This is a genomic window from Staphylococcus aureus (assembly GCF_001027105.1).
Classification (GTDB): Bacteria; Bacillota; Bacilli; order Staphylococcales; family Staphylococcaceae; genus Staphylococcus; species Staphylococcus aureus.
The window spans coordinates 2,064,410-2,087,869 of record NZ_CP011526.1 but is presented as its reverse complement, the minus strand read 5'-3'; the positions used below and the strand labels follow the sequence as shown (position 1 = coordinate 2,087,869).

General features: G+C 32.5%; 24 protein-coding genes. 21 read left to right on the top strand and 3 right to left on the bottom strand.

Going from position 1 to position 23,460, the window contains the following annotated elements; genetic code table 11:
- Positions 1-138 precede the first annotated feature (138 nt).
- From csoR to AA076_RS15395, 3 genes are all read left to right on the top strand, one after another.
- Positions 139-432 (top strand): copper-sensing transcriptional repressor CsoR, encoded by a 294-nt coding sequence (gene csoR / locus AA076_RS10545; RefSeq protein ID WP_000138932.1) that lies wholly within the window; start codon positions 139-141, stop codon positions 430-432.
- An 11-nt stretch (positions 433-443) separates the two neighbouring features.
- A complete protein-coding gene (gene csoZ / locus AA076_RS10540; RefSeq protein WP_000581792.1) occupies positions 444-653 on the top strand; it encodes a putative copper chaperone CsoZ in 210 nt (69 codons plus the stop codon).
- Positions 654-780: 127 nt separating this feature from the next.
- A complete protein-coding gene (locus AA076_RS15395) occupies positions 781-918 on the top strand; it encodes an Lmo0850 family protein (protein WP_000828354.1) in 138 nt (45 codons plus the stop codon).
- A gap of 263 nt (positions 919-1,181) precedes the next feature.
- Here AA076_RS15395 and AA076_RS10530 read toward each other — a convergent pair whose 3' ends face one another.
- Positions 1,182-2,384, bottom strand: a complete 1,203-nt coding sequence (locus tag AA076_RS10530; RefSeq protein WP_001109939.1) for an FtsW/RodA/SpoVE family cell cycle protein — start codon at positions 2,382-2,384, stop codon at positions 1,182-1,184.
- Between the two features lie 317 nt (positions 2,385-2,701).
- Between AA076_RS10530 and AA076_RS10525 the strand changes: the two genes are divergently transcribed.
- From AA076_RS10525 to cshA, 3 genes are all read left to right on the top strand, one after another.
- Entirely contained in the window at positions 2,702-3,772 is a 1,071-nt protein-coding gene (locus AA076_RS10525; RefSeq protein ID WP_000159631.1) for a D-alanine--D-alanine ligase, read from the top strand.
- Positions 3,773-3,786: 14 nt separating this feature from the next.
- A complete protein-coding gene (locus tag AA076_RS10520) occupies positions 3,787-5,145 on the top strand; it encodes a UDP-N-acetylmuramoyl-tripeptide--D-alanyl-D-alanine ligase (RefSeq protein WP_000611465.1) in 1,359 nt (452 codons plus the stop codon).
- 516 nt (positions 5,146-5,661) lie between these two features.
- A complete protein-coding gene (gene cshA / locus AA076_RS10515) occupies positions 5,662-7,182 on the top strand; it encodes a degradosome RNA helicase CshA (protein ID WP_001178942.1) in 1,521 nt (506 codons plus the stop codon).
- A gap of 368 nt (positions 7,183-7,550) precedes the next feature.
- On the opposite strand, the gene AA076_RS10510 is transcribed toward cshA, so the two are convergent.
- Together AA076_RS10510 and AA076_RS10505 are read right to left on the bottom strand one after the other, a co-directional pair.
- Positions 7,551-8,246 (bottom strand): response regulator transcription factor, encoded by a 696-nt coding sequence (locus AA076_RS10510; RefSeq protein ID WP_001190841.1) that lies wholly within the window; start codon positions 8,244-8,246, stop codon positions 7,551-7,553.
- A complete protein-coding gene (locus AA076_RS10505; RefSeq protein ID WP_000072278.1) occupies positions 8,246-10,903 on the bottom strand; it encodes a sensor histidine kinase in 2,658 nt (885 codons plus the stop codon). The genes AA076_RS10510 and AA076_RS10505 overlap by 1 nt, the downstream gene beginning before the upstream one ends.
- A gap of 137 nt (positions 10,904-11,040) precedes the next feature.
- Here AA076_RS10505 and kdpF point away from each other — a divergent pair, with 137 nt between their 5' ends.
- From kdpF to sigB, 15 genes are all read left to right on the top strand, one after another.
- Positions 11,041-11,151 (top strand): K(+)-transporting ATPase subunit F, encoded by a 111-nt coding sequence (gene kdpF / locus AA076_RS10500; RefSeq protein ID WP_001789641.1) that lies wholly within the window; start codon positions 11,041-11,043, stop codon positions 11,149-11,151.
- A 23-nt stretch (positions 11,152-11,174) separates the two neighbouring features.
- Positions 11,175-12,851 carry a potassium-transporting ATPase subunit KdpA gene (gene kdpA, locus AA076_RS10495; RefSeq protein WP_000402656.1) on the top strand — a complete coding sequence of 559 codons (1,677 nt, stop codon included), beginning with the start codon at positions 11,175-11,177 and terminating at the stop codon, positions 12,849-12,851.
- A gap of 18 nt (positions 12,852-12,869) precedes the next feature.
- A complete protein-coding gene (gene kdpB / locus AA076_RS10490; protein WP_000546584.1) occupies positions 12,870-14,897 on the top strand; it encodes a potassium-transporting ATPase subunit KdpB in 2,028 nt (675 codons plus the stop codon).
- Positions 14,898-14,916: 19 nt separating this feature from the next.
- Complete coding sequence (locus AA076_RS10485) at positions 14,917-15,477, top strand: K(+)-transporting ATPase subunit C (protein ID WP_001092411.1); 561 nt, start codon at positions 14,917-14,919, stop codon at positions 15,475-15,477.
- Positions 15,478-15,685: 208 nt separating this feature from the next.
- Positions 15,686-16,165 (top strand): PH domain-containing protein, encoded by a 480-nt coding sequence (locus AA076_RS10480; protein WP_001287088.1) that lies wholly within the window; start codon positions 15,686-15,688, stop codon positions 16,163-16,165.
- The gene (locus tag AA076_RS10475; RefSeq protein WP_001294626.1) at positions 16,158-17,741 is read left to right on the top strand and encodes a PH domain-containing protein; all 1,584 of its coding nucleotides are present in this window, start codon (positions 16,158-16,160) and stop codon (positions 17,739-17,741) included. Before AA076_RS10480 ends, AA076_RS10475 begins: the two co-directional genes overlap by 8 nt.
- Positions 17,728-18,219 carry a PH domain-containing protein gene (locus AA076_RS10470; RefSeq protein ID WP_001205910.1) on the top strand — a complete coding sequence of 164 codons (492 nt, stop codon included), beginning with the start codon at positions 17,728-17,730 and terminating at the stop codon, positions 18,217-18,219. The genes AA076_RS10475 and AA076_RS10470 overlap by 14 nt, the downstream gene beginning before the upstream one ends.
- A gap of 3 nt (positions 18,220-18,222) precedes the next feature.
- Positions 18,223-18,582: a holo-ACP synthase gene (gene acpS, locus AA076_RS10465; protein WP_000581200.1), complete on the top strand. Its 360-nt coding sequence runs from the start codon at positions 18,223-18,225 to the stop codon at positions 18,580-18,582.
- A gap of 65 nt (positions 18,583-18,647) precedes the next feature.
- Positions 18,648-19,796 carry an alanine racemase gene (alr, locus tag AA076_RS10460; RefSeq protein WP_001281145.1) on the top strand — a complete coding sequence of 383 codons (1,149 nt, stop codon included), beginning with the start codon at positions 18,648-18,650 and terminating at the stop codon, positions 19,794-19,796.
- A gap of 84 nt (positions 19,797-19,880) precedes the next feature.
- Entirely contained in the window at positions 19,881-20,051 is a 171-nt protein-coding gene (mazE, locus tag AA076_RS10455; RefSeq protein ID WP_000948331.1) for a type II toxin-antitoxin system antitoxin MazE, read from the top strand.
- Positions 20,048-20,410 (top strand): type II toxin-antitoxin system PemK/MazF family toxin, encoded by a 363-nt coding sequence (locus AA076_RS10450; RefSeq protein WP_000621175.1) that lies wholly within the window; start codon positions 20,048-20,050, stop codon positions 20,408-20,410. The genes mazE and AA076_RS10450 overlap by 4 nt, the downstream gene beginning before the upstream one ends.
- A gap of 347 nt (positions 20,411-20,757) precedes the next feature.
- Positions 20,758-21,759 carry a SpoIIE family protein phosphatase gene (locus tag AA076_RS10440; protein ID WP_000390829.1) on the top strand — a complete coding sequence of 334 codons (1,002 nt, stop codon included), beginning with the start codon at positions 20,758-20,760 and terminating at the stop codon, positions 21,757-21,759.
- A gap of 118 nt (positions 21,760-21,877) precedes the next feature.
- Positions 21,878-22,204 (top strand): anti-sigma factor antagonist, encoded by a 327-nt coding sequence (locus tag AA076_RS10435; RefSeq protein ID WP_001052491.1) that lies wholly within the window; start codon positions 21,878-21,880, stop codon positions 22,202-22,204.
- A gap of 1 nt (position 22,205) precedes the next feature.
- Positions 22,206-22,685: an anti-sigma B factor RsbW gene (gene rsbW, locus AA076_RS10430; protein WP_001190829.1), complete on the top strand. Its 480-nt coding sequence runs from the start codon at positions 22,206-22,208 to the stop codon at positions 22,683-22,685.
- On the top strand, positions 22,660-23,430 hold the full coding sequence (gene sigB, locus AA076_RS10425; protein ID WP_001041103.1) for an RNA polymerase sigma factor SigB: 771 nt from the start codon (positions 22,660-22,662) through the stop codon (positions 23,428-23,430). Before rsbW ends, sigB begins: the two co-directional genes overlap by 26 nt.
- Positions 23,431-23,460: the final 30 nt, after the last annotated feature.

Genomic DNA, 23,460 nt, shown 5'->3' with positions numbered 1-23,460 from the left:
CGAGTAGTATATCTTATTAATTGTATCATGAAGCAATTTAAATATCATGACAATTTAGTTTGAAAAACACACTTTGTGTTGACGTTGTGTTTTATGGGATATAGTATAGTAAGGAATGTAAATGAAGGAGTGAATGCTATGACTGAACAAGATAATGCACATCATTCTGAACAAATAAAAACGAATCTTAAATCACGTTTAAATCGAATTGAAGGACAAGTGAGAGCGATTAATCGCATGATTGAAGAAGATGTCTATTGTGATGATGTCCTTACGCAAATAAGAGCGACACGTTCGGCGTTAAACAGTGTTGCGATAAAGTTATTAGAACAACATATGAAAAGTTGTATTATGAATAAAGTTAATCAAGGTGCTCAGGAAGAGGCAATGGAAGAGTTATTAGTGACTTTTCAAAAATTGATTAAAGACTAAAGGAGTTTAAGATGATACATCAAAATACGATTTACACAGCGGGAATTGAAACAGAAGAACAAGTAAGTCAATTGACAGAACGCATTTCAAATATGATAGGTGTTCATCAAGTGAATATTAATATAATAGATGGTCAAGTAACTGTATCGTATGAGACACCAGCAAATTTGAATAGTATTGAAAAAGAAATCTATGATGAAGGATACAAAATTGTATTTTAGGGTATAATGTAGAGTGCGCTATAGATTTTAATTTTGAAAATAAATTAAAAATTTTGTAAATGATGTAGTAAAGGTATGTCGAATAGGGTAAGATAATATTGAAAGCGATCCAAACGAGGTGATAATAATGAAACGTCCTGAAAAGATTCAAAATGTAGTCAAACTATTGTCATCATTAGGTGTGAATATTAAAAAAACTAAATCTCGTTTAGACATTATTAATACTTTGCCAGCATCTAATAAAGTAAGTCACGAATTAAAATAATTGACTGTGATTGTGAATCACACACCGTTAAAGCTATCGTCGGACTATTCGATGATAGCTTTTTTGACTGGATTTACTAAAATGAAAGCAAGTACTATATAACAAAATCCCTCTTTAGAGTGTACATTTTACAATGTGTACTTCAAAGAGGGATTGTTATTATCGAGTAATATCTATATATGACATTTTAAATCGACGACGTAAATAGACTATATAACGTCATCTTGAAAAGTTATGATATTTGAAACTCAAAATAGTTTAAATTAATTACTTTTTGGATGGTATAAATCGACATATCGTTTTGGTTCATGATAATAAATTGATAAGACTATACCTATTCCAGTCATCATACTCCATAGCGCACTACCACCATAACTAATAAATGGTAATGGAATACCAGTGATTGGTAACAACTGAATTGTCATACCAATATTTTGTAAAATATGGAACACAAGTAAAGTGACGAAACCAACGATAAAGATTTTGTTAAATTGATCTTCAATTTTCGCAGCTAATCTTATTAGATGGAAGATTAAAAATAAAAATATTAAGATCAATATGACAGAACCGATAAAGCCAAGTTCCTCTCCAATCACTGAAAAGATAAAGTCAGTATGATTTTCAGGTATATAAACTTCACCGTGATTGTATCCTTTACCTAGTAACTGTCCAGAACCGATAGCTTTAAGTGATTCAGTTAAATGATAGCCATCACCACTACTATATGTATAGGGGTCAAGCCATGAATTGATTCGTCCCATTTGATACAGTTGGACACCTAATAAATTTTCAATTAATGCGGGTGCATATAGAATACCTAAAATGACTGTCATTGCACCAACAATACCTGTAATAAAGATAGGTGCTAAGATACGCCATGTTATACCACTTACTAACATCACACCTGCAATAATAGCAGCTAATACTAATGTAGTTCCTAGGTCATTTTGCAGTAATATTAAAATACTTGGTACTAACGAGACACCAATAATTTTGAAAAATAATAACAAATCACTTTGGAATGATTTATTGAATGTGAATTGATTATGTCTAGAAACGACACGCGCTAATGCTAAAATTAAAATAATTTTCATGAATTCAGATGGCTGAATACTGATAGGGCCAAACGTGTACCAACTTTTGGCACCATTGATAATAGGTGTAATAGGTGACTCAGGAATAACGAGCAAGCCTATTAATAATAGACAGATTAAGAAATACAATAAATATGTATAATGTTTAATCTTTTTAGGTGAAATAAACATGATGATACCTGCAAAAATTGCACCTAAAATGTAATAAAAAATTTGTCTGATACCGAAATTAGCACTGTATTGACCACCGCCCATTGCCGAGTTAATAAGCAGAACACTGAAAATTGCTAAAACAGCTATAGTGGCTACTAATACCCAGTCTACTTTGCGAAGCCAATGCTTATCCGGCTGTTGACGAGATGAATAATTCATTGCAAACTCCTTTTATACTCACTAATGTTTATATCAATTTTACATGACTTTTTAAAAATTAGCTAGAATATCACAGTGATATCAGCTATAGATTTCAATTTGAATTAGGAATAAAATAGAAGGGAATATTGTTCTGATTATAAATGAATCAACATAGATACAGACACATAAGTCCTCGTTTTTAAAATGCAAAATAGCATTAAAATGTGATACTATTAAGATTCAAAGATGCGAATAAATCAATTAACAATAGGACTAAATCAATATTAATTTATATTAAGGTAGCAAACCCTGATATATCATTGGAGGAAAACGAAATGACAAAAGAAAATATTTGTATCGTTTTTGGAGGGAAAAGTGCAGAACACGAAGTATCGATTCTGACAGCACAAAATGTATTAAATGCAATAGATAAAGACAAATATCATGTTGATATCATTTATATTACCAATGATGGTGATTGGAGAAAGCAAAATAATATTACAGCTGAAATTAAATCTACTGATGAGCTTCATTTAGAAAATGGAGAGGCGCTTGAGATTTCACAGCTATTGAAAGAAAGTAGTTCAGGACAACCATACGATGCAGTATTCCCATTATTACATGGTCCTAATGGTGAAGATGGCACGATTCAAGGGCTTTTTGAAGTTTTGGATGTACCATATGTAGGAAATGGTGTATTGTCAGCTGCAAGTTCTATGGACAAACTTGTAATGAAACAATTATTTGAACATCGAGGGTTACCACAGTTACCTTATATTAGTTTCTTACGTTCTGAATATGAAAAATATGAACATAACATTTTAAAATTAGTAAATGATAAATTAAATTACCCAGTCTTTGTTAAACCTGCTAACTTAGGGTCAAGTGTAGGTATCAGTAAATGTAATAATGAAGCGGAACTTAAAGAAGGTATTAAAGAAGCATTCCAATTTGACCGTAAGCTTGTTATAGAACAAGGCGTTAACGCACGTGAAATTGAAGTAGCAGTTTTAGGAAATGACTATCCTGAAGCGACATGGCCAGGTGAAGTCGTAAAAGATGTCGCGTTTTACGATTACAAATCAAAATATAAAGATGGTAAGGTTCAATTACAAATTCCAGCTGACTTAGACGAAGATGTTCAATTAACGCTTAGAAATATGGCATTAGAGGCATTCAAAGCGACAGATTGTTCTGGTTTAGTCCGTGCTGATTTCTTTGTAACAGAAGACAACCAAATATATATTAATGAAACAAATGCAATGCCTGGATTTACGGCTTTCAGTATGTATCCAAAGTTATGGGAAAATATGGGCTTATCTTATCCAGAATTGATTACAAAACTTATCGAGCTTGCTAAAGAACGTCACCAGGATAAACAGAAAAATAAATACAAAATTGACTAACTGAGGTTGTTATTATGATTAATGTTACATTAAAGCAAATTCAATCATGGATTCCTTGTGAAATTGAAGATCAATTTTTAAATCAAGAGATAAATGGAGTCACAATTGATTCACGAGCAATTTCTAAAAATATGTTATTTATACCATTTAAAGGTGAAAATGTTGACGGTCATCGCTTTGTCTCTAAAGCATTACAAGATGGTGCTGGGGCTGCTTTTTATCAAAGAGGGACACCTATAGATGAAAATGTAAGCGGGCCTATTATATGGGTTGAAGACACATTAACGGCATTACAACAATTGGCACAAGCTTACTTGAGACATGTAAACCCTAAAGTAATTGCCGTCACAGGGTCTAATGGTAAAACAACGACTAAAGATATGATTGAAAGTGTATTGCATACCGAATTTAAAGTTAAGAAAACGCAAGGTAATTACAATAATGAAATTGGTTTACCTTTAACTATTTTGGAATTAGATAATGATACTGAAATATCAATATTGGAGATGGGGATGTCAGGTTTCCATGAAATTGAATTTCTGTCAAACCTCGCTCAACCAGATATTGCAGTTATAACTAATATTGGTGAGTCACATATGCAAGATTTAGGTTCGCGCGAGGGGATTGCTAAAGCTAAATCTGAAATTACAATAGGTCTAAAAGATAATGGTACGTTTATATATGATGGCGATGAACCATTATTGAAACCACATGTTAAAGAAGTTGAAAATGCAAAATGTATTAGTATTGGTGTTGCTACTGATAATGCATTAGTTTGTTCTGTTGATGATAGAGATACTACAGGTATTTCATTTACGATTAATAATAAAGAACATTACGATCTGCCAATATTAGGAAAGCATAATATGAAAAATGCGACGATTGCCATTGCGGTTGGTCATGAATTAGGTTTGACATATAACACAATCTATCAAAATTTAAAAAATGTCAGCTTAACTGGTATGCGTATGGAACAACATACATTAGAAAATGATATTACTGTGATAAATGATGCCTATAATGCAAGTCCTACAAGTATGAGAGCAGCTATTGATACACTGAGTACTTTGACAGGGCGTCGCATTCTAATTTTAGGAGATGTTTTAGAATTAGGTGAAAATAGCAAAGAAATGCATATCGGTGTAGGTAATTATTTAGAAGAAAAGCATATAGATGTGTTGTATACGTTTGGTAATGAAGCGAAGTATATTTATGATTCGGGCCAGCAACATGTCGAAAAAGCACAACACTTCAATTCTAAAGACGATATGATAGAAGTTTTAATAAACGATTTAAAAGCGCATGACCGTGTATTAGTTAAAGGATCACGTGGTATGAAATTAGAAGAAGTGGTAAATGCTTTAATTTCATAGAGATTAGTCGAGGGACCTTTTACTTATAAAAATGATTTGAATTAATACTAAAAGATTACAAAGAAGAGGTGGTTTTGTGTGTAAATACAAAATTGCCTTTTTCTTTTTATGTTAAATCTATAAATTTGAAACTAAATCAAGGTTAATTCTATGTACACACTTTATATAGGAAGTAGTTTGAATGTTTATATAATGTTTTACAAAAAGATGTAGTATTATAATGTCTAATTTCACATGTGTTTCAGTAAAATTTGTTGTGGAATGTTAACGATATACGTATTTTATAAAAAATTTTTTATAATGATTATTCGAATGATGCGTAACGCTTACATCTTATCTAATGCTAGCTTTTTGACAAAAATATGACAATCAATTAATGTGATTCTAATAAATATTCGCAAATTGCTTTATTGCGATTAAATTTTTTTGGTGGTACTATATAGAAGTTGATGAAATATTAATGAACTTATATGCAAAAGTATATTGAGAAATAAACAGGTAAAAAGGAGAATTATTTTGCAAAATTTTAAAGAACTAGGGATTTCGGATAATACGGTTCAGTCACTTGAATCAATGGGATTTAAAGAGCCGACACCTATCCAAAAAGACAGTATCCCTTATGCGTTACAAGGAATTGATATCCTTGGGCAAGCTCAAACCGGTACAGGTAAAACAGGAGCATTCGGTATTCCTTTAATTGAGAAAGTAGTAGGGAAACAAGGGGTTCAATCGTTGATTTTAGCACCTACAAGAGAATTGGCAATGCAGGTAGCTGAACAATTAAGAGAATTTAGCCGTGGACAAGGTGTCCAAGTTGTTACTGTATTCGGTGGTATGCCTATCGAACGCCAAATTAAAGCCTTGAAAAAAGGCCCACAAATCGTAGTCGGAACACCTGGGCGTGTTATCGACCATTTAAATCGTCGCACATTAAAAACGGACGGAATTCATACTTTGATTTTAGATGAAGCTGATGAAATGATGAATATGGGATTCATCGATGATATGAGATTTATTATGGATAAAATTCCAGCAGTACAACGTCAAACAATGTTGTTCTCAGCTACAATGCCTAAAGCAATCCAAGCTTTAGTACAACAATTTATGAAATCACCAAAAATCATTAAGACAATGAATAATGAAATGTCTGATCCACAAATCGAAGAATTCTATACAATTGTTAAAGAATTAGAGAAATTTGATACATTTACAAATTTCCTAGATGTTCATCAACCTGAATTAGCAATCGTATTCGGACGTACAAAACGTCGTGTTGATGAATTAACAAGTGCTTTGATTTCTAAAGGATATAAAGCTGAAGGTTTACATGGTGATATTACACAAGCGAAACGTTTAGAAGTATTAAAGAAATTTAAAAATGACCAAATTAATATTTTAGTCGCTACTGATGTAGCAGCAAGAGGACTAGATATTTCTGGTGTGAGTCATGTTTATAACTTTGATATACCTCAAGATACTGAAAGCTATACACACCGTATTGGTCGTACGGGTCGTGCTGGTAAAGAAGGTATCGCTGTAACGTTTGTTAATCCAATCGAAATGGATTATATCAGACAAATTGAAGATGCAAACGGTAGAAAAATGAGTGCACTTCGTCCACCACATCGTAAAGAAGTACTTCAAGCACGTGAAGATGACATCAAAGAAAAAGTTGAAAACTGGATGTCTAAAGAGTCAGAATCACGCTTGAAACGCATTTCTACAGAGTTGTTAAATGAATATAACGATGTTGATTTAGTTGCTGCACTTTTACAAGAGTTAGTAGAAGCAAACGATGAAGTTGAAGTTCAATTAACTTTTGAAAAACCATTATCTCGCAAAGGCCGTAACGGTAAACCAAGTGGTTCTCGTAACAGAAATAGTAAGCGTGGTAATCCTAAATTTGACAGTAAGAGTAAACGTTCAAAAGGATACTCAAGTAAGAAGAAAAGTACAAAAAAATTCGACCGTAAAGAGAAGAGCAGCGGTGGAAGCAGACCTATGAAAGGTCGCACATTTGCTGACCATCAAAAATAATTTATAGATTAAGAGCTTAAAGATGTAATGTCTTGAGCTCTTTTTTGTTTTCAATAATTGATTCTCTGTAGATATCAAAGTACTAACGTTTTAAAGGTTAAATATTTAATTGGATTGAGATCTGTATGCGGTTATATCATTCTGTGTAAATATGGTTCTCCACCAAATGTGGTGAGTATATAATTTAAAGAACTATTTTTAAATTAAGAATAATCGAACATAAATAAACTTTATGAAATTTCAGTATCATGTTCTTATAAAAAACAATAGGGCTTTTTGCTGACGCTAGTGCGCGATAAATAATAAGTTGAATATAAAAAAGATCACTGCCAATCATTCGTTTAATGGCAGCGATCTTTTTTATTTAATTATTTCTCTTTCCACTGCAACATTTGATAACCAATGCGTGGATGTGTTTTAATAATATCTTTTGCGTCCTCATGACATTGTGAAAGTTTTTGTCTTAATGATGTCATATGCACTCTTAAACTAGGCATTTCAGTCTTATTAACATAGCCATATATTCGTTTTAATATCATCTCATAAGTGAGTACTTTTCCTTTATGATTTGACAATAGTTCTAACAAGCTAAATTCATTTGGCGTCAAATGTACCTCCTGATTATTAATAACAACAGATTTGGAGCCAAAGTCGATGCTTAGCAAACCGTTAGTAAATACAATGTTAGTTTCTTGATGTGACTTAGCGATTCTCTCGATGACTCGTATTCGTGCCCGAAGCTCATCAACATTAAAAGGTTTAGTCATATAGTCATTCGCACCGTTATCTAAAGCTTGAATAATTGTTTGTTCTTCTTGTCTTGCACTTATTACAATGATAGGAATGTCAGTATGTTGCCTGATTTCTGAAATCAAACATAATCCATCTTTATCTGGTAAACCTAAATCTAATAAAATGACATCTGGTTTATCAATTTGAATTTTAAAGTGTGCTTGTGTGGCATTGTCGGCTGTAGTTACATTGTAATAATCTAAAGTTAATGCAACATCAAGTAAATGTGTGATTGCGTGATCATCTTCAATTATCAATATTTTAGATTGCATTATACGTCTCCTTCGTTAAAGTCTGTATATATATTGAAATAGAATATACTGCCGTGTGGTTGGTTCGGTTTATATTGTAAGTTTGATTGATGTTTGTGTAGGATAGTCTGTACTAAATATAAGCCTAGTCCCATGCTTTCTTTTTGGTTATCTTTAAAATATTTATTTGATCCTGTGTAAAAAGGCTCGAATATCTTTTGTTGTTCTTCTAAACTAATTCCAGGTCCTTCGTCTATAACGGCAAATTCGATTTGTTCATAGCTAGCATAACGAATAGATAAATTGATTTTGGTGTCAGTAGAAGTGTGTTTAACTGCATTTTCAATCAAATTGAATAAAGCTTGTAAAATCAACTTACTGTCAATGTGTATAAACTGTAAATTTACTGAGGATGATACAGTTATACGCTTTTTTAAATGGCGACGTTCTAAAATCATATCGATTTCTTCTACTAATTCACTAACGAGATAAGGTTGCAATTTTATCTGAACATTTGATGACTGTAATTTTGTTAATGATAAAATATTTGTCACTAATAGATATAAATACTGACTTTCTTGAAAACTATGTACAAGTAATTGTTCCTTTTCTATGATAGACATATCTTTACTATGTGATACTAAAATATCTAAATTTCCCATAATTGTTGTTAACGGTGTACGTATGTCATGCGAAATTGATCTTAAAAAATTTGAATGTGTCAGTTGACGTTCAGCCTGTAACATGGATTCTCTCGTTTGTTTAAGTAACGTCACATTTTCAACGGCGAGAGAAAGTTCATTTAACATTGATTCTAATATTGATGCATCATATGGATTAATCACTTGAGAACTTTGGTAATCAATGGCTAGAATGCCTTTAATCGGAGATGTGCCAATTGGTATCAACCATTTATTAATGCCTGGAAATGTATCTGTTGTTGCACCAGCTTGTCTTTCATTTTTAATTACCCAGCTTAATGCTTGTTCATGCTGTTGAGTCGTATTATCGATATGGTTTTGCAATGGTATTGTTTTAATTACTTTCGATTGATTGATAACGTATATAGTAATTGATTGTTGCAATAATTGATTAATTTGGTATCCAGCATTTATTAGTAAGTTTTCAACTGTATAAGTTTGTTTAATCGAATCATTAAATTGAAATAATAAATCTGTACGATAAAGTTGCTTTTTAGTAATGGAGTATTGGAATTTAATTTGTTTTAATAAAGCACTCGTTAAAATACTTGTTAAAATGCTAACGATAAATGTAATAGGATAGTCAAAGCGATATACTTCAAATGTATATCTAGGTTCCGTAAAAAAATAATTAAAAACAAATACGTTAATAATTGCTGCTAAAAAGCCAATGATGAAGGACCGCGTCCAAATGGATAATAAAATGATGCCGATGAGAAAAATCATTAAAATAATCGTACTAGACTCATGCTTATCAAGTTGATAAATCCACAGTCCCATCATTACACAAATTATTTGAATCAAAATCATTTTTAACATATCTATGGCGAAACGTTTGCCTTTAGGACGATAGGGTGATTTGTTCATTTTCAATTCAACAGGTATTTGTTTGATTGGAACGATTTCGATTTTATAGCTATGTTCAAAGGACATTAAATGGTCAATTAAAGGTGTATTGAAAAAGTCTCGCCACTTATTTCTAATATGTTGTCCGATAATTAATTTGGTTACATCTTGATTTTTACACCATTCGTCTAATCCTAATGCAACGGTTTGGCTATAAACTACTTTTACTTTTGCTCCTAATGATTTTGCAAGCATGAGATGTTGATGCACTTGCTTTTGACTATCTTTATATTGCCTGTTTTTTTCGAATACATCTATATAAATAGCAGTGAACTTCGCATGTTCTTTTTGAGCAATATGGAATGCCTCTTTAATTACTGCTTCATTATAAATGCTCCCACTAATTGCCACAGCAATATGAGGTTTGAGTGACGTTTTATGGTTGTGTCGGACTTTTTCTTTATCACTCATCAAGTCGGCAACTGTTCTTAACGTCAATGTACGCAGTTCGCTTAGGTGGGCATACGTAAAGAAATTACTAAATGCTACATCTAGCCTATCCTTTTTATATACCTTGCCAGCTTTTAAGCGTTTAATTAATTGTTCAGGTGAGATATCTACGACTTCTAATACATCGGCGCTCATTATGAAATAGTCGGGTACACGTTCTTTAACATGTACACCGGTCATCAGTTCAATTTGACTACTTAAACTTTCAATATGTTGAATGTTCAAAGTGGTATGAACATCGATACCATGATTTAAAATTTCTTCAATATCCATATATCGTTTCTCATGACGATCTCTAGAAATATTCGTATGTGCTAACTCATCGATAAGTACTATTGTCGGCGATTCTTCGATTATGCGGTCGACATCTAAATATTGAAAATGATGACTACCATGTTTAGTAAAATTGGTTGTGATTTTAGGTAATTGTTCAGCTAATGCATTTGTTTCATCACGCTGATGCGGTTCAATATATCCTATTTTAATATCAACGTTACTTTGAAATAGTTCAATGGCATTTGAAAGCATCTCAAATGTTTTACCAACACCTGGACTGTAACCGATGTAAATTGTTAAAGATCCACGCTTTTTTCCTATGTTTAGCGATTCAGTGTTTGACATAACCTTCACCTCGATAGCAATATCATAATATTCTTCACAATTAAATGCTATAAAATTTATTTCTGCATACACATCTTAATGATTTCTTAATAACTAAGTTTGAAAATTAATATTTCTCTCATAAACAAGTTGTTACGATGTTGTTGTGTTGTAAGGAGGTTATGGCAATGCTCATCGTTTTATTACTGGTAGTTATTGCATTAGTTTTGTATTTATTTTATGCCTTAATTCGTAGTGAAAAATTTTAGAAATATATTAAGTGAGGGTTATCATGGAAATAATTTTGTTTCTAACAATGATGGTTATGATTACGTATGTTTTTAGTGGATATCTATATCGCGTAGCATTGGTGCAATCGTCAAGAGTAGATTTAATATTTACTAGATTTGAAAATATGTGTTTTAAAATTATCGGCACAGATTTAGAACACATGTCAGCTAAAACATATGTCAAACATTTTCTGGCATTTAATGGATTTATGGGGTTTATAACATTTGTATTGCTAATAGTTCAGCAATGGCTTTTTTTAAATCCAAATCATAATTTAAACCAATCGATAGATTTAGCGTTTAATACAGCAATATCTTTTTTAACAAATAGTAATTTACAACACTATAACGGTGAATCAGATGTGACATATTTAACGCAAATGATTGTAATGACATATTTAATGTTTACATCTAGTGCATCAGGTTACGCCGTTTGTATAGCGATGTTGAGACGTTTAACTGGATTAACTAATATCATTGGTAATTTTTATCAAGATATTGTTCGGTTTATTGTCCGAGTACTTTTACCATTATCATGTTTAATTAGTATTTTATTGATGACTCAAGGTGTACCACAAACGTTGCATGCTAATTTAATGATTCGGACTTTAAGCGGACATATTCAACATATTGCATTTGGACCTATTGCATCACTTGAATCAATAAAACATCTTGGTACGAATGGTGGAGGATTTTTAGCAGGAAATTCTGCAACACCTTTTGAAAATCCAAATATTTGGAGCAATTTTATAGAAATGGGCAGTATGATGTTACTTCCTATGTCAATGTTGTTCTTATTTGGTCGCATGTTAAGTAGACATGGTAAACGAGTACATCGTCATGCGTTGATATTATTTGTCGCAATGTTTTTCATTTTTATAGCAATTCTTACATTAACTATGTGGAGTGAGTATCGTGGTAATCCAATACTAGCGAATTTAGGCATTTATGGACCGAATATGGAAGGTAAAGAGGTACGGTTTGGAGCAGGTTTGTCAGCACTATTTACAGTTATTACGACGGCATTTACAACGGGTTCTGTTAATAACATGCATGATAGCTTAACGCCTATAGGTGGATTAGGACCAATGGTATTAATGATGCTAAATGTTGTATTTGGTGGCGAAGGCGTAGGACTCATGAATTTATTGATATTTGTCTTACTGACGGTGTTTATATGCAGTTTGATGGTTGGTAAAACACCAGAATATTTAAATATGCCAATTGGCGCCCGTGAAATGAAATGTATTGTCTTAGTCTTTCTCATACACCCAATTTTAATTTTAGTATTTTCAGCACTTGCTTTTATGATTCCTGGAGCAAGTGAAAGTATAACGAATCCGTCTTTTCATGGTATTTCACAAGTTATGTATGAAATGACATCAGCTGCTGCGAACAATGGATCAGGGTTTGAAGGACTGAAAGATGATACAACATTCTGGAATATCTCTACAGGAATCATTATGTTGCTTTCTCGTTATATACCAATTATTTTGCAATTAATGATTGCATCAAGTTTAGTGAATAAAAAATCATACCATCAAGATAAATATACAATAGCGATTGATAAACCTTATTTTGGCGTATCACTAATCGTATTTATCGTTTTACTAAGTGGTTTGACATTTATTCCAGTACTATTACTTGGTCCTATTGGTGAATTTTTAACTTTAAAATAAAGTAAAGGGATGGAAAAAATGCATCATGTAAATAAATATTTCAATCAAACAATGGTGATAGAAGCTTTGAAAATGAGTTTTTATAAGCTGAATCTTAAACAATTAATAAAAAATCCGATAATGTTTGTCGTTGAGGTTGGAATGATTTTAACGTTGATATTAATATGTTTTCCTGACATATTTGGAACTAGCTATCTATCGCGAGGTTATTTGATTACAATTTTTATCATATTATTAATAACTATATTGTTTGCTAATTTTTCAGAAGCCTTTGCTGAAGGTCGTGGAAAAGCGCAAGCTGATAGTTTAAGACAAGCACAATCAAATTTAACTGCTCGATTGATAGAAGAAAATGGTGCGTATCGGATAGTGAACGCCACAGAGTTAAAAGCCGGACAAAATATTCGGGTAGAAAATGGAGAAACAATCCCTGCTGATGGCGTTGTAATAAATGGATTAGCAACCGTTGATGAATCTGCAATTACTGGTGAGTCTGCACCTGTGATAAAAGAATCAGGTGGCGATTTTGATGGAGTCATTGGCGGTACACTTGTAACATCTGATTGGTTAGAAATACGTGTTGAGAGTGAAGCGGGTACATCTTTTTTAGATAAAATGATTGCCTTAGTTGAAGGGGCGGAAAGAAATAAAACACCAAATGAAATTGCACTTTTTACATTATTAACAACGTTAACAATTATATTTTTAGTCGTTATTGTAACGTTATATCCAATAGCATCTTACCTGCATTTAATTTTACCTATTGCGATGCTCATTGCGTTAACAGTATGTTTAATACCAACGACAATCGGTGGTTTGTTATCGGCGATTGGTATTGCAGGCATGGATCGTGTTACTCAATTCAATGTATTAGCGAAAAGTGGGCGTGCTGTAGAAGTATGTGGAGATGTCGATGTAATGATTTTAGACAAGACAGGCACAATCACTTATGGCAATCGAATCGCTAGTGAATTTTTACCAGTGAATCAACAAATGCTTGAAAAATTGATAGTCGCTGCTTATATGTCATCAATCTACGATGATACGCCAGAAGGAAAAAGTATTGTACGATTAGCGAAGCAGATGTATATAAATGAGCTGCCTAAAGACATTGATGGCACATATAAGCCTTTTACAGCTGAAACTAGAATGAGCGGAATCATTACAAATGAAATATCGGTATTCAAAGGTGCACCTAATAGTATGATAAATCTTGTCAAACAACAACAAGGCAATATTCCTCTTAATATTGAGTCTCTCTGTATGGATGTATCGAGTAAAGGTGGCACACCATTAATAGTCATTGAAAACAATGTCATGCTTGGCGTGATTTATTTAAAAGATGTGATTAAAGATGGTCTTGTAGAACGATTTACTGAATTGAGAAAAATGGGGATTGAAACAGTTATGTGTACAGGTGATAATGCTTTAACAGCAGCTACAATTGCAAAAGAAGCCGGGGTTGATAGATTTGTTGCAGAGTGTAAACCCGAAGATAAAATTAAAGTCATCAAAGATGAACAAGCGAAAGGCCATATTGTTGCGATGACAGGAGATGGTACAAATGATGCACCTGCGCTAGCACAAGCGAATATAGGATTAGCTATGAACTCAGGGACAATTAGTGCTAAAGAGGCAGCTAATCTAATTGATTTAGATTCGAATCCTACAAAGTTAATAGAGGTTGTAAAAATAGGCAAACAATTATTAATGACGAGAGGTGCATTAACGACATTTAGTTTGGCTAATGACGTAGCAAAATACTTTGCAATTTTACCTGCACTAATGATGTCAACAATTCCAGAAATGACTTCACTAAATATTATGCATTTATCGTCACCTAAATCTGCAATTATATCAGCTTTGATATTCAATGCATTAATCATTGTTGCCTTAATTCCAATTGCCATGAAAGGTGTAAAAGTAAAGGGTTACAGCATTGATAGAATCTTTATAAATAATATGTTGATTTATGGATTAGGTGGATTAATCGTCCCGTTTTTAGGCATTAAATTAATAGATATGATTGTACAATTTTTTGTGTAAAGAGGAAGGAGCCTGTACCATGAATACGATAAGAAATAGTATTTGTTTAACGATAATAACTATGGTATTATGTGGATTTTTATTCCCGTTAGCTATCACGTTAATTGGTCAAATATTTTTTTATCAACAAGCAAATGGCAGTTTAATTACGTATGACAATCGTATAGTTGGATCAAAATTGATTGGACAGCACTGGACAGAGACACGATATTTTCACGGGAGACCGAGTGCAGTTGATTATAATATGAATCCTGAAAAATTATATAAAAACGGCGTATCTTCAGGTGGAAGTAATGAATCGAATGGAAACACCGAATTAATAGCACGCATGAAACATCATGTTAAATTTGGGAATTCAAATGTAACAATAGATGCTGCAACAAGTTCTGGGTCGGGCTTAGATCCGCATATTACGGTCGAAAATGCATTGAAGCAAGCACCTCGTATTGCTGATGCTCGTCATGTATCTACTTCAAGAGTGGCCGACTTGATTCAACATCGTAAGCAGCGTGGTGTGTTAACAAATGATTATGTGAATGTGCTTGAACTAAATATCGCTCTTGATAAGATGAAAGATTGATTATAGATGAAAGGCATCATGTTGATAAAATTATAACATGGTGTCTTTTTAGCAATTCAAGCACTTTCTGCTTAATTAAATTTTTAGATGTACCTTTAGGAAGAATAAATTAGCATGAAATATTCCATATGCTATAATTATCATCATATAAAAATAAAATGAAATAGATTATAAATCCGTATAATTTTTTATTTGGGGAGAGGGGTATATGTCAGATTATACTAAGTTGACTAAGAGTCCTAAGTCAGCATTGTTGTATTACTACATTACGAATGGCTTAGAATTTATATTGAGTGTAGCTGTGTATGTCATTTTTTATTTTATATGGTTAAGATTTGAATGGCCACATTACTTACTTTATATTTTGTTGGTTTTAGGTGCTCTGAGTACATTAAAATTATTTATTAAGCCTTTATGGCAATATCATTGTCGCTTTTATAAAGTTGATCAACTAAGTGTACAATATCGTACATCATTTTTTATATATAAAGAAGAAACGAGTCGAATTGAACGTTTACAATACTTGTCGATTAAATCTAATCCAATTAGTAAAGTGCTTAATTTGTATAAAGTTGGATTTATGACTGCAGGTCATACTATTTATTTACCGATGATGTCTCATGACGATGTTAAAATAATCGAAGAGAGAACTATGTCGAATTTGAGAGGGGTTGAAAGTGATGTCTGAACCTCAAAAATTACATCCGATTTCATATTTTAATGGCATAATCAATGCTATCAAACAAAACATAGTCGTCTTTTTTATTTTCATTATCTTTCAATTGAAAGATTTTGATTATACGAATCCCGAATCATATTTATGGATAGGTATTGTATTTGTATTCTTTTTAATATCATACATTTCTCAAATTGTCGGAATTATGAACACGCGATATTGGATTGAGGATAATTATTTCATTTTAACAACAGGTATTTTTAATAAAAAGCGTAAAGAATTAAATATAAAACGTATTCAGTCCGTTGATATGACACAAGGGGTCGTCAATCAAATTATTGGTGGTGTGGATTTACAAATCAAAACACCAAGTGATGGTATTGTCTTAAGTGTTATTTCGAAAAAACAAGGTGAATATCTTGAACGATATATTGATCAATTGCAAACAGAGTTGAAGACAGAAGTGGCGCAAAAGTCTAGTGCTGAGAAGAATGACAACTGTAATCATGACATTGAAGGTAATGTGGAAGACATCGCAGAAGGTCGCTTAGATGAAGTGCAGAACACTGATAGTATGCTTAATCAGAAAAATAAACGCATTCCTATATATCAGATGAATTTTAAAGAATCACTATTTATGGCAATGACCAGTGGCGCCATTGGTGTAACGTTAGCAGCTTTAGTACCGATTTACGGGGCTGTAAGAGAGTTGATCCCATGGTCGAAGCTAAATCATGAAATTAGTCAATGGGTTCAAATTGTAAGTATTTCAGTATTAATCATCATTTTACTAGTATTAATAGTGGCATATATTATTGGAACGATTATAACAATGATAAGATTTTATGGCTTTTCGGTGATGCTTGAAAATGAGCAACTTAAAATTGAATATGGTCTCTTTAACAAGAAGAAAGTAACTGTACCAACGAAACGATTGCAAGCTGTTGTTGAACGTCAGTCATATATACGAAGATTATTTGGCTACACAGCAATACATTTTATCATCACAAGTGATTTTGAAAATAAAAAAATCGAAGATGATGACAATGATTCAGGTAGTGTGCCGATATTGCCGTTTATTAAACGAGACAAAGCATATCAAATTATCCAGAATTTAGTACCAGATTTATCTTATCAACAAGTTAATGAAGGTATGCCTTTGTCAGGTTTCCACAGACACTTTTTAATACCTAGTATTATTGTCATAGCTATGGCAGGTATAGGCTGTTATTTTTGGAATCAATTATTATTGTTATTTACGATTATAACAATAGTCATTATTGGTTTATTTGTGATCAAAGGATATCTTTATGTCAAACATGCGGGTTTTAAAATGACAGAAGAACAAATTACTATCCAGAATTTCGAGCTATTGAAACGAAATATTTATTATTTTAAAGCGCATCACATTATAGGATTTGACACTTGGCAACATACATTACTTAAACGCAACAATTTAAATAATTTTAGCTTTATTGTTGCTAAAGGTGTGGGAGCCCAATCGATTAACTTAAAATACGCAAGAAGTGAAGATGCAAATAAATTGAAATCATGGTATTTAAGAGGTGAAAATGATGAGGGATTATAATTTTATGTCACCACACGCTAAAAAAGTGATGAGGTTAAGTGCTGTGCTGTTTTGGATACCCATAGCGCTTGTACTTTTAATCGCATTTAATATTTTGAACTGGCTATTTTGGGAGATTTTAGATAACCATTTATCCATTGTTAGTAGTGTGATTATAATATTACTTGTTGCTGTTTTCACGCTTGTTATAGCGCCAGTCTATCGATATAAGCACTGCAGATATGCATTTGAAAAACACCATTTGCGTGTACGAAACGGCATTTTATTTTTGGATGAAAAGGTAATACCATATTTTCGTATTCAAAATATTGATATCGATGTTGGTCCTATAATGAGACGCTATCGATTAGCAACTTTGACCCTTTATACAGCGGGTGGTCAAGCTGAAATTGAATTAATAGATAGAAGTGAAGCACGTAGATTGAAACGATGGTTAAATAACGAGAGACATTTAGAAAACAATAAAAATGAGGAATAATCAATGATACATGGAATTGGTGTAGATTTAATCGAAATCGATCGAATACAAGCGTTATATAGTAAGCAACCAAAATTGGTTGAGCGGATTTTAACTAAAAATGAACAGCACAAATTCAACAATTTCACACATGAGCAACGTAAAATTGAATTTTTAGCTGGCAGGTTTGCTACAAAAGAAGCGTTCAGTAAAGCATTAGGCACAGGCTTAGGAAAACATGTAGCTTTTAACGATATAGACTGTTACAACGACGAACTTGGCAAACCAAAGATTGATTACGAAGGGTTTATCGTACATGTTAGTATCTCACACACTGAGCATTATGCGATGAGCCAAGTTGTTTTAGAAAAGTCAGCATTTTAAATTTGTTATACAATGATAATTAAGATCTAGTTTTAAAACGTGTGGGAATTACAGGAGGAAGTAATATGTCGGATAAATATTATAGATCTGCGTATATGAATGTAGATTTAAACGCTGTTGCATCAAATTTCAAAGTATTCAGTACATTGCATCCAAATAAAACAGTGATGGCTGTCGTTAAAGCCAATGCCTATGGACTAGGTAGTGTTAAAGTAGCACGTCATTTAATGGAAAATGGCGCCACATTTTTTGCTGTAGCAACGTTAGATGAAGCGATAGAACTTAGAATGCATGGGATTACTGCTAAAATTTTAGTCTTAGGTGTGTTACCAGCTAAAGATATTGATAAAGCGATACAACACCGAGTTGCCTTAACGGTTCCGTCTAAACAGTGGTTGAAAGAAGCAATTAAAAACATTTCTGGTGAGCAAGAGAAAAAGTTATGGTTGCACATTAAATTAGATACAGGAATGGGACGTTTAGGTATTAAAGATACTAAAACGTATCAAGAAGTGATTGAAATCATTCAACAATATGAGCAACTTGTATTTGAAGGCGTGTTTACACACTTTGCCTGTGCTGACGAACCAGGAGATATGACAACTGAACAATATCAACGTTTTAAAGATATGGTCAATGAAGCAATTAAACCTGAATATATACATTGTCAGAACTCAGCAGGCTCTCTATTAATGGATTGCCAATTCTGTAATGCAATAAGACCAGGAATTTCCCTTTATGGATATTATCCATCAGAGTATGTACAGCAAAAAGTTAAAGTACACCTTAAACCAAGTGTGCAATTAATTGCTAATGTAGTTCAAACAAAGACGCTACAAGCGGGTGAGTCTGTAAGTTATGGTGCAACTTATACAGCTACTGACCCAACTACAATAGCATTGTTACCTATTGGATATGCAGATGGCTATTTACGCATAATGCAAGGTAGCTTTGTAAATGTAAATGGTCATCAATGCGAAGTTATTGGTCGCGTATGTATGGATCAGACAATTGTTAAAGTGCCAGATCAAGTTAAAGCTGGAGATTCGGTGATTTTAATAGATAATCATAGAGAAAGTCCACAGTCGGTAGAGGTGGTAGCTGAAAAGCAACATACTATTAATTATGAAGTGCTTTGTAACTTGTCGAGACGTTTGCCGCGAATCTATCATGATGGTGATCAACGTTTTGTAACAAATGAATTGTTAAAATAATATGGTCAGTGCATATAAAATTTGTTATCATTAGAGTAATTAAAGGTCATTTAATAACTTTTGGAATCAATTGGAGGTTCTCATATGTTATCTTTTAGTCAAAATAGAAGTCATAGCTTAGAACAATCTTTAAAAGAAGGATATTCACAAATGGCTGATTTAAATCTCTCCCTAGCGAACGAAGCTTTTCCGATAGAGTGTGAAGCATGCGATTGCAACGAAACATATTTATCTTCTAATTCAACGAATGAATGATTAGACGAGGAGATGTTTATTTAGCAGATTTATCACCAGTACAGGGATCTGAACAAGGGGGAGTCAGACCTGTAGTCATAATTCAAAATGATACTGGTAATAAATATAGTCCTACAGTTATTGTTGCGGCAATAACTGGTAGGATTAATAAAGCGAAAATACCGACACATGTAGAGATTGAAAAGAAAAAGTATAAGTTGGATAAAGACTCAGTTATATTATTAGAACAAATTCGTACACTTGATAAAAAACGATTGAAAGAAAAACTGACGTACTTATCCGATGATAAAATGAAAGAAGTAGATAATGCACTAATGATTAGTTTAGGGCTGAATGCAGTAGCTCACCAGAAAAATTAGGCGTCTATTATATGTATTTTTCAGAGATAAATAAAATATTGATATAAAAGACAATAACTTTATAATAATTATAACTATTTCTAAATTCTGTACGAAGAATTTTCTTATAAACAAAGATTTTAGCAAATACCAGTTATGATATTCATATTTTTTATTATAAAAGGATGTCTTAAGTTTTTTAGGCTTTAGGTATTCCATCCTAAAGTTTTTTAGCTTAAAAGTATCATCTACAGCAAAATTGCAAACGACAAAATTGATAAGTGCAATTAAATAAATGTTAGTAAGTGAATCATAATTATCCTTGCTTAAGCATTTGCTTTGTAAGGGAAGTGAGGAGGCAACTAATCGTGGAAGAATTTAAGCAACATTATAAGGGTTTAATTGATGAAAGTTTAACGTGCCAAGATAAAGTAGAATTGATAAAAAAGTGTGAGAAATACACTGACGAAGTGATTCGTAAGGACGTCTTGCCTGAAGACATTGTCGATATTCACAAAAACTATATATTGACGTTAAACTTAACGCGTGAAGATGTGTTCAAGACATTAGATGTCTTACAAGAAATCGTTAAAGGCTTTGGTTATAGTTATCGAGATTATCAAAGATTGGTAGATAAACTTCAAGTTCACGATAAAGAGATAGACTTAGCTTCTAGCTTACAACAAACAATGCTTAAAACAGATATTCCACAATTTGATAGTATTCAAATTGGCGTTATTTCAGTGGCGGCACAAAAAGTAAGTGGAGATTATTTTAATTTAATTGACCATAACGATGGCACAATGAGCTTTGCTGTTGCAGATGTCATTGGAAAAGGTATACCAGCTGCTTTAGCAATGAGTATGATAAAGTTTGGCATGGATTCTTATGGACACTCACAATTACCGAGTGATGGTTTAAAACGTTTAAATCGTGTTGTTGAAAAGAATATTAATCAAAATATGTTCGTCACAATGTTTTATGGTTTATATGAAGAAATGAACCATTTATTGTATTGTAGTTCAGCTGGTCATGAGCCTGGATATATTTATCGCGCTGAAAAAGAAGAATTTGAAGAAATTTCAGTTAGAGGTAGAGTGTTAGGAATCAGTTCACAAACACGATATCAACAACAAGAAATTCCAATATACCTTGATGATTTAATTATCATTTTAACGGATGGTGTGACTGAAGCTAGAAATAGTGAAGGTACCTTTATAGATAAACAAAAACTTTTAGAATATATTAAAAAACATAAACATATGCACCCACAAGATATTGTTCAAATTATCTATGAAGCAATTTTAAAGCTTCAAAACCCAAATAAAAAAGATGATATGACTATTTTGATTATAAAAAGAGTAAATTAATTTAAAAAAGAAGATTAGAAATTATTTCGATGGGTATATAATAATTTGAAATATAAATATGGTGGATACAGCGCTTAAAATGAAGATAAATATTTTTAATAAGTAGGAGTGTAATGAAATGAATCTTAATATAGAAACAACCACTCAAGATAAATTTTACGAAGTTAAAGTCGGTGGAGAATTAGATGTTTATACTGTGCCTGAATTAGAAGAGGTTTTAACACCTATGAGACAAGATGGAACTCGTGATATTTATGTTAATTTAGAAAATGTGAGTTATATGGATTCGACAGGTTTAGGTTTATTCGTAGGTACATTAAAAGCATTAAACCAAAATGATAAAGAACTATACATTTTAGGTGTGTCAGATCGTATCGGTAGACTATTTGAAATTACTGGTCTTAAGGATTTAATGCATGTTAATGAAGGAACGGAGGTCGAATAACATGCAATCTAAAGAAGATTTTATCGAAATGCGCGTGCCAGCATCGGCAGAGTATGTAAGTTTAATTCGTTTAACACTTTCTGGCGTTTTTTCGAGAGCTGGTGCTACATATGATGATATTGAAGATGCCAAGATTGCAGTTAGTGAAGCTGTGACAAATGCAGTTAAACATGCATACAAAGAAAATAACAATGTGGGCATTATTAACATATATTTTGAAATTTTAGAAGATAAAATTAAAATTGTTATTTCTGATAAAGGTGACAGTTTTGATTATGAAACAACTAAATCAAAAATAGGTCCTTACGATAAAGACGAAAATATAGACTTTTTACGCGAAGGTGGCCTAGGTTTATTTTTAATCGAATCTTTAATGGATGAAGTCACAGTATATAAAGAATCTGGTGTGACAATCAGTATGACTAAGTATATAAAAAAAGAGCAGGTGCGAAATAATGGCGAAAGAGTCGAAATCAGCTAATGAAATTTCACCTGAGCAAATTAACCAATGGATTAAAGAACACCAAGAAAATAAGAATACAGATGCACAGGATAAGTTAGTTAAACATTACCAAAAACTAATTGAGTCATTGGCATATAAATATTCTAAAGGACAATCACATCACGAAGATTTAGTTCAAGTTGGTATGGTTGGTTTAATAGGTGCCATAAATAGATTCGATATGTCCTTTGAACGGAAGTTTGAAGCCTTTTTAGTACCTACTGTAATCGGTGAAATCAAAAGATATCTACGAGATAAAACTTGGAGTGTACATGTTCCGAGACGTATTAAAGAAATTGGGCCAAGAATCAAAAAAGTGAGCGATGAACTAACCGCTGAATTAGAGCGTTCACCTTCTATCAGTGAAATAGCTGATCGATTAGAAGTCTCAGAAGAAGAAGTGTTAGAAGCAATGGAAATGGGACAAAGTTATAATGCGTTAAGTGTTGATCATTCCATTGAAGCTGATAAAGATGGTTCAACTGTTACGCTATTAGATATTATGGGGCAACAAGATGACCATTATGACTTAACTGAAAAACGTATGATTTTAGAAAAAATATTACCTATATTATCTGATCGCGAACGAGAAATCATACAATGTACGTTTATTGAAGGATTGAGTCAAAAAGAGACAGGTGAGCGTATCGGTTTAAGTCAAATGCATGTATCACGACTTCAGAGAACGGCAATTAAGAAATTACAAGAAGCAGCACATCAATAGAATTTGTTTATTAATGATACGTTTTATAAT

What these genes read in the sequence shown, in the direction of transcription:
- csoR (WP_000138932.1), top strand. Translation starts at nt 139, where the DNA reads ATGACTGAACAAGATAATGCACATCATTCTGAACAAATAAAAACGAAT.
- csoZ (WP_000581792.1), top strand. Translation starts at nt 444, where the DNA reads ATGATACATCAAAATACGATTTACACAGCGGGAATTGAAACAGAAGAA.
- AA076_RS15395 (WP_000828354.1), top strand. Translation starts at nt 781, where the DNA reads ATGAAACGTCCTGAAAAGATTCAAAATGTAGTCAAACTATTGTCATCA.
- AA076_RS10530 (WP_001109939.1), bottom strand. Translation starts at nt 2,384, where the DNA reads ATGAATTATTCATCTCGTCAACAGCCGGATAAGCATTGGCTTCGCAAA.
- AA076_RS10525 (WP_000159631.1), top strand. Translation starts at nt 2,702, where the DNA reads ATGACAAAAGAAAATATTTGTATCGTTTTTGGAGGGAAAAGTGCAGAA.
- AA076_RS10520 (WP_000611465.1), top strand. Translation starts at nt 3,787, where the DNA reads ATGATTAATGTTACATTAAAGCAAATTCAATCATGGATTCCTTGTGAA.
- AA076_RS10510 (WP_001190841.1), bottom strand. Translation starts at nt 8,246, where the DNA reads ATGCAATCTAAAATATTGATAATTGAAGATGATCACGCAATCACACAT.
- AA076_RS10505 (WP_000072278.1), bottom strand. Translation starts at nt 10,903, where the DNA reads ATGTCAAACACTGAATCGCTAAACATAGGAAAAAAGCGTGGATCTTTA.
- kdpF (WP_001789641.1), top strand. Translation starts at nt 11,041, where the DNA reads ATGTTGTTGTGTTGTAAGGAGGTTATGGCAATGCTCATCGTTTTATTA.
- kdpA (WP_000402656.1), top strand. Translation starts at nt 11,175, where the DNA reads ATGGAAATAATTTTGTTTCTAACAATGATGGTTATGATTACGTATGTT.
- kdpB (WP_000546584.1), top strand. Translation starts at nt 12,870, where the DNA reads ATGCATCATGTAAATAAATATTTCAATCAAACAATGGTGATAGAAGCT.
- AA076_RS10485 (WP_001092411.1), top strand. Translation starts at nt 14,917, where the DNA reads ATGAATACGATAAGAAATAGTATTTGTTTAACGATAATAACTATGGTA.
- AA076_RS10480 (WP_001287088.1), top strand. Translation starts at nt 15,686, where the DNA reads ATGTCAGATTATACTAAGTTGACTAAGAGTCCTAAGTCAGCATTGTTG.
- AA076_RS10475 (WP_001294626.1), top strand. Translation starts at nt 16,158, where the DNA reads ATGTCTGAACCTCAAAAATTACATCCGATTTCATATTTTAATGGCATA.
- AA076_RS10470 (WP_001205910.1), top strand. Translation starts at nt 17,728, where the DNA reads ATGAGGGATTATAATTTTATGTCACCACACGCTAAAAAAGTGATGAGG.
- acpS (WP_000581200.1), top strand. Translation starts at nt 18,223, where the DNA reads ATGATACATGGAATTGGTGTAGATTTAATCGAAATCGATCGAATACAA.
- alr (WP_001281145.1), top strand. Translation starts at nt 18,648, where the DNA reads ATGTCGGATAAATATTATAGATCTGCGTATATGAATGTAGATTTAAAC.
- mazE (WP_000948331.1), top strand. Translation starts at nt 19,881, where the DNA reads ATGTTATCTTTTAGTCAAAATAGAAGTCATAGCTTAGAACAATCTTTA.
- AA076_RS10450 (WP_000621175.1), top strand. Translation starts at nt 20,048, where the DNA reads ATGATTAGACGAGGAGATGTTTATTTAGCAGATTTATCACCAGTACAG.
- AA076_RS10435 (WP_001052491.1), top strand. Translation starts at nt 21,878, where the DNA reads ATGAATCTTAATATAGAAACAACCACTCAAGATAAATTTTACGAAGTT.
- rsbW (WP_001190829.1), top strand. Translation starts at nt 22,206, where the DNA reads ATGCAATCTAAAGAAGATTTTATCGAAATGCGCGTGCCAGCATCGGCA.
- sigB (WP_001041103.1), top strand. Translation starts at nt 22,660, where the DNA reads ATGGCGAAAGAGTCGAAATCAGCTAATGAAATTTCACCTGAGCAAATT.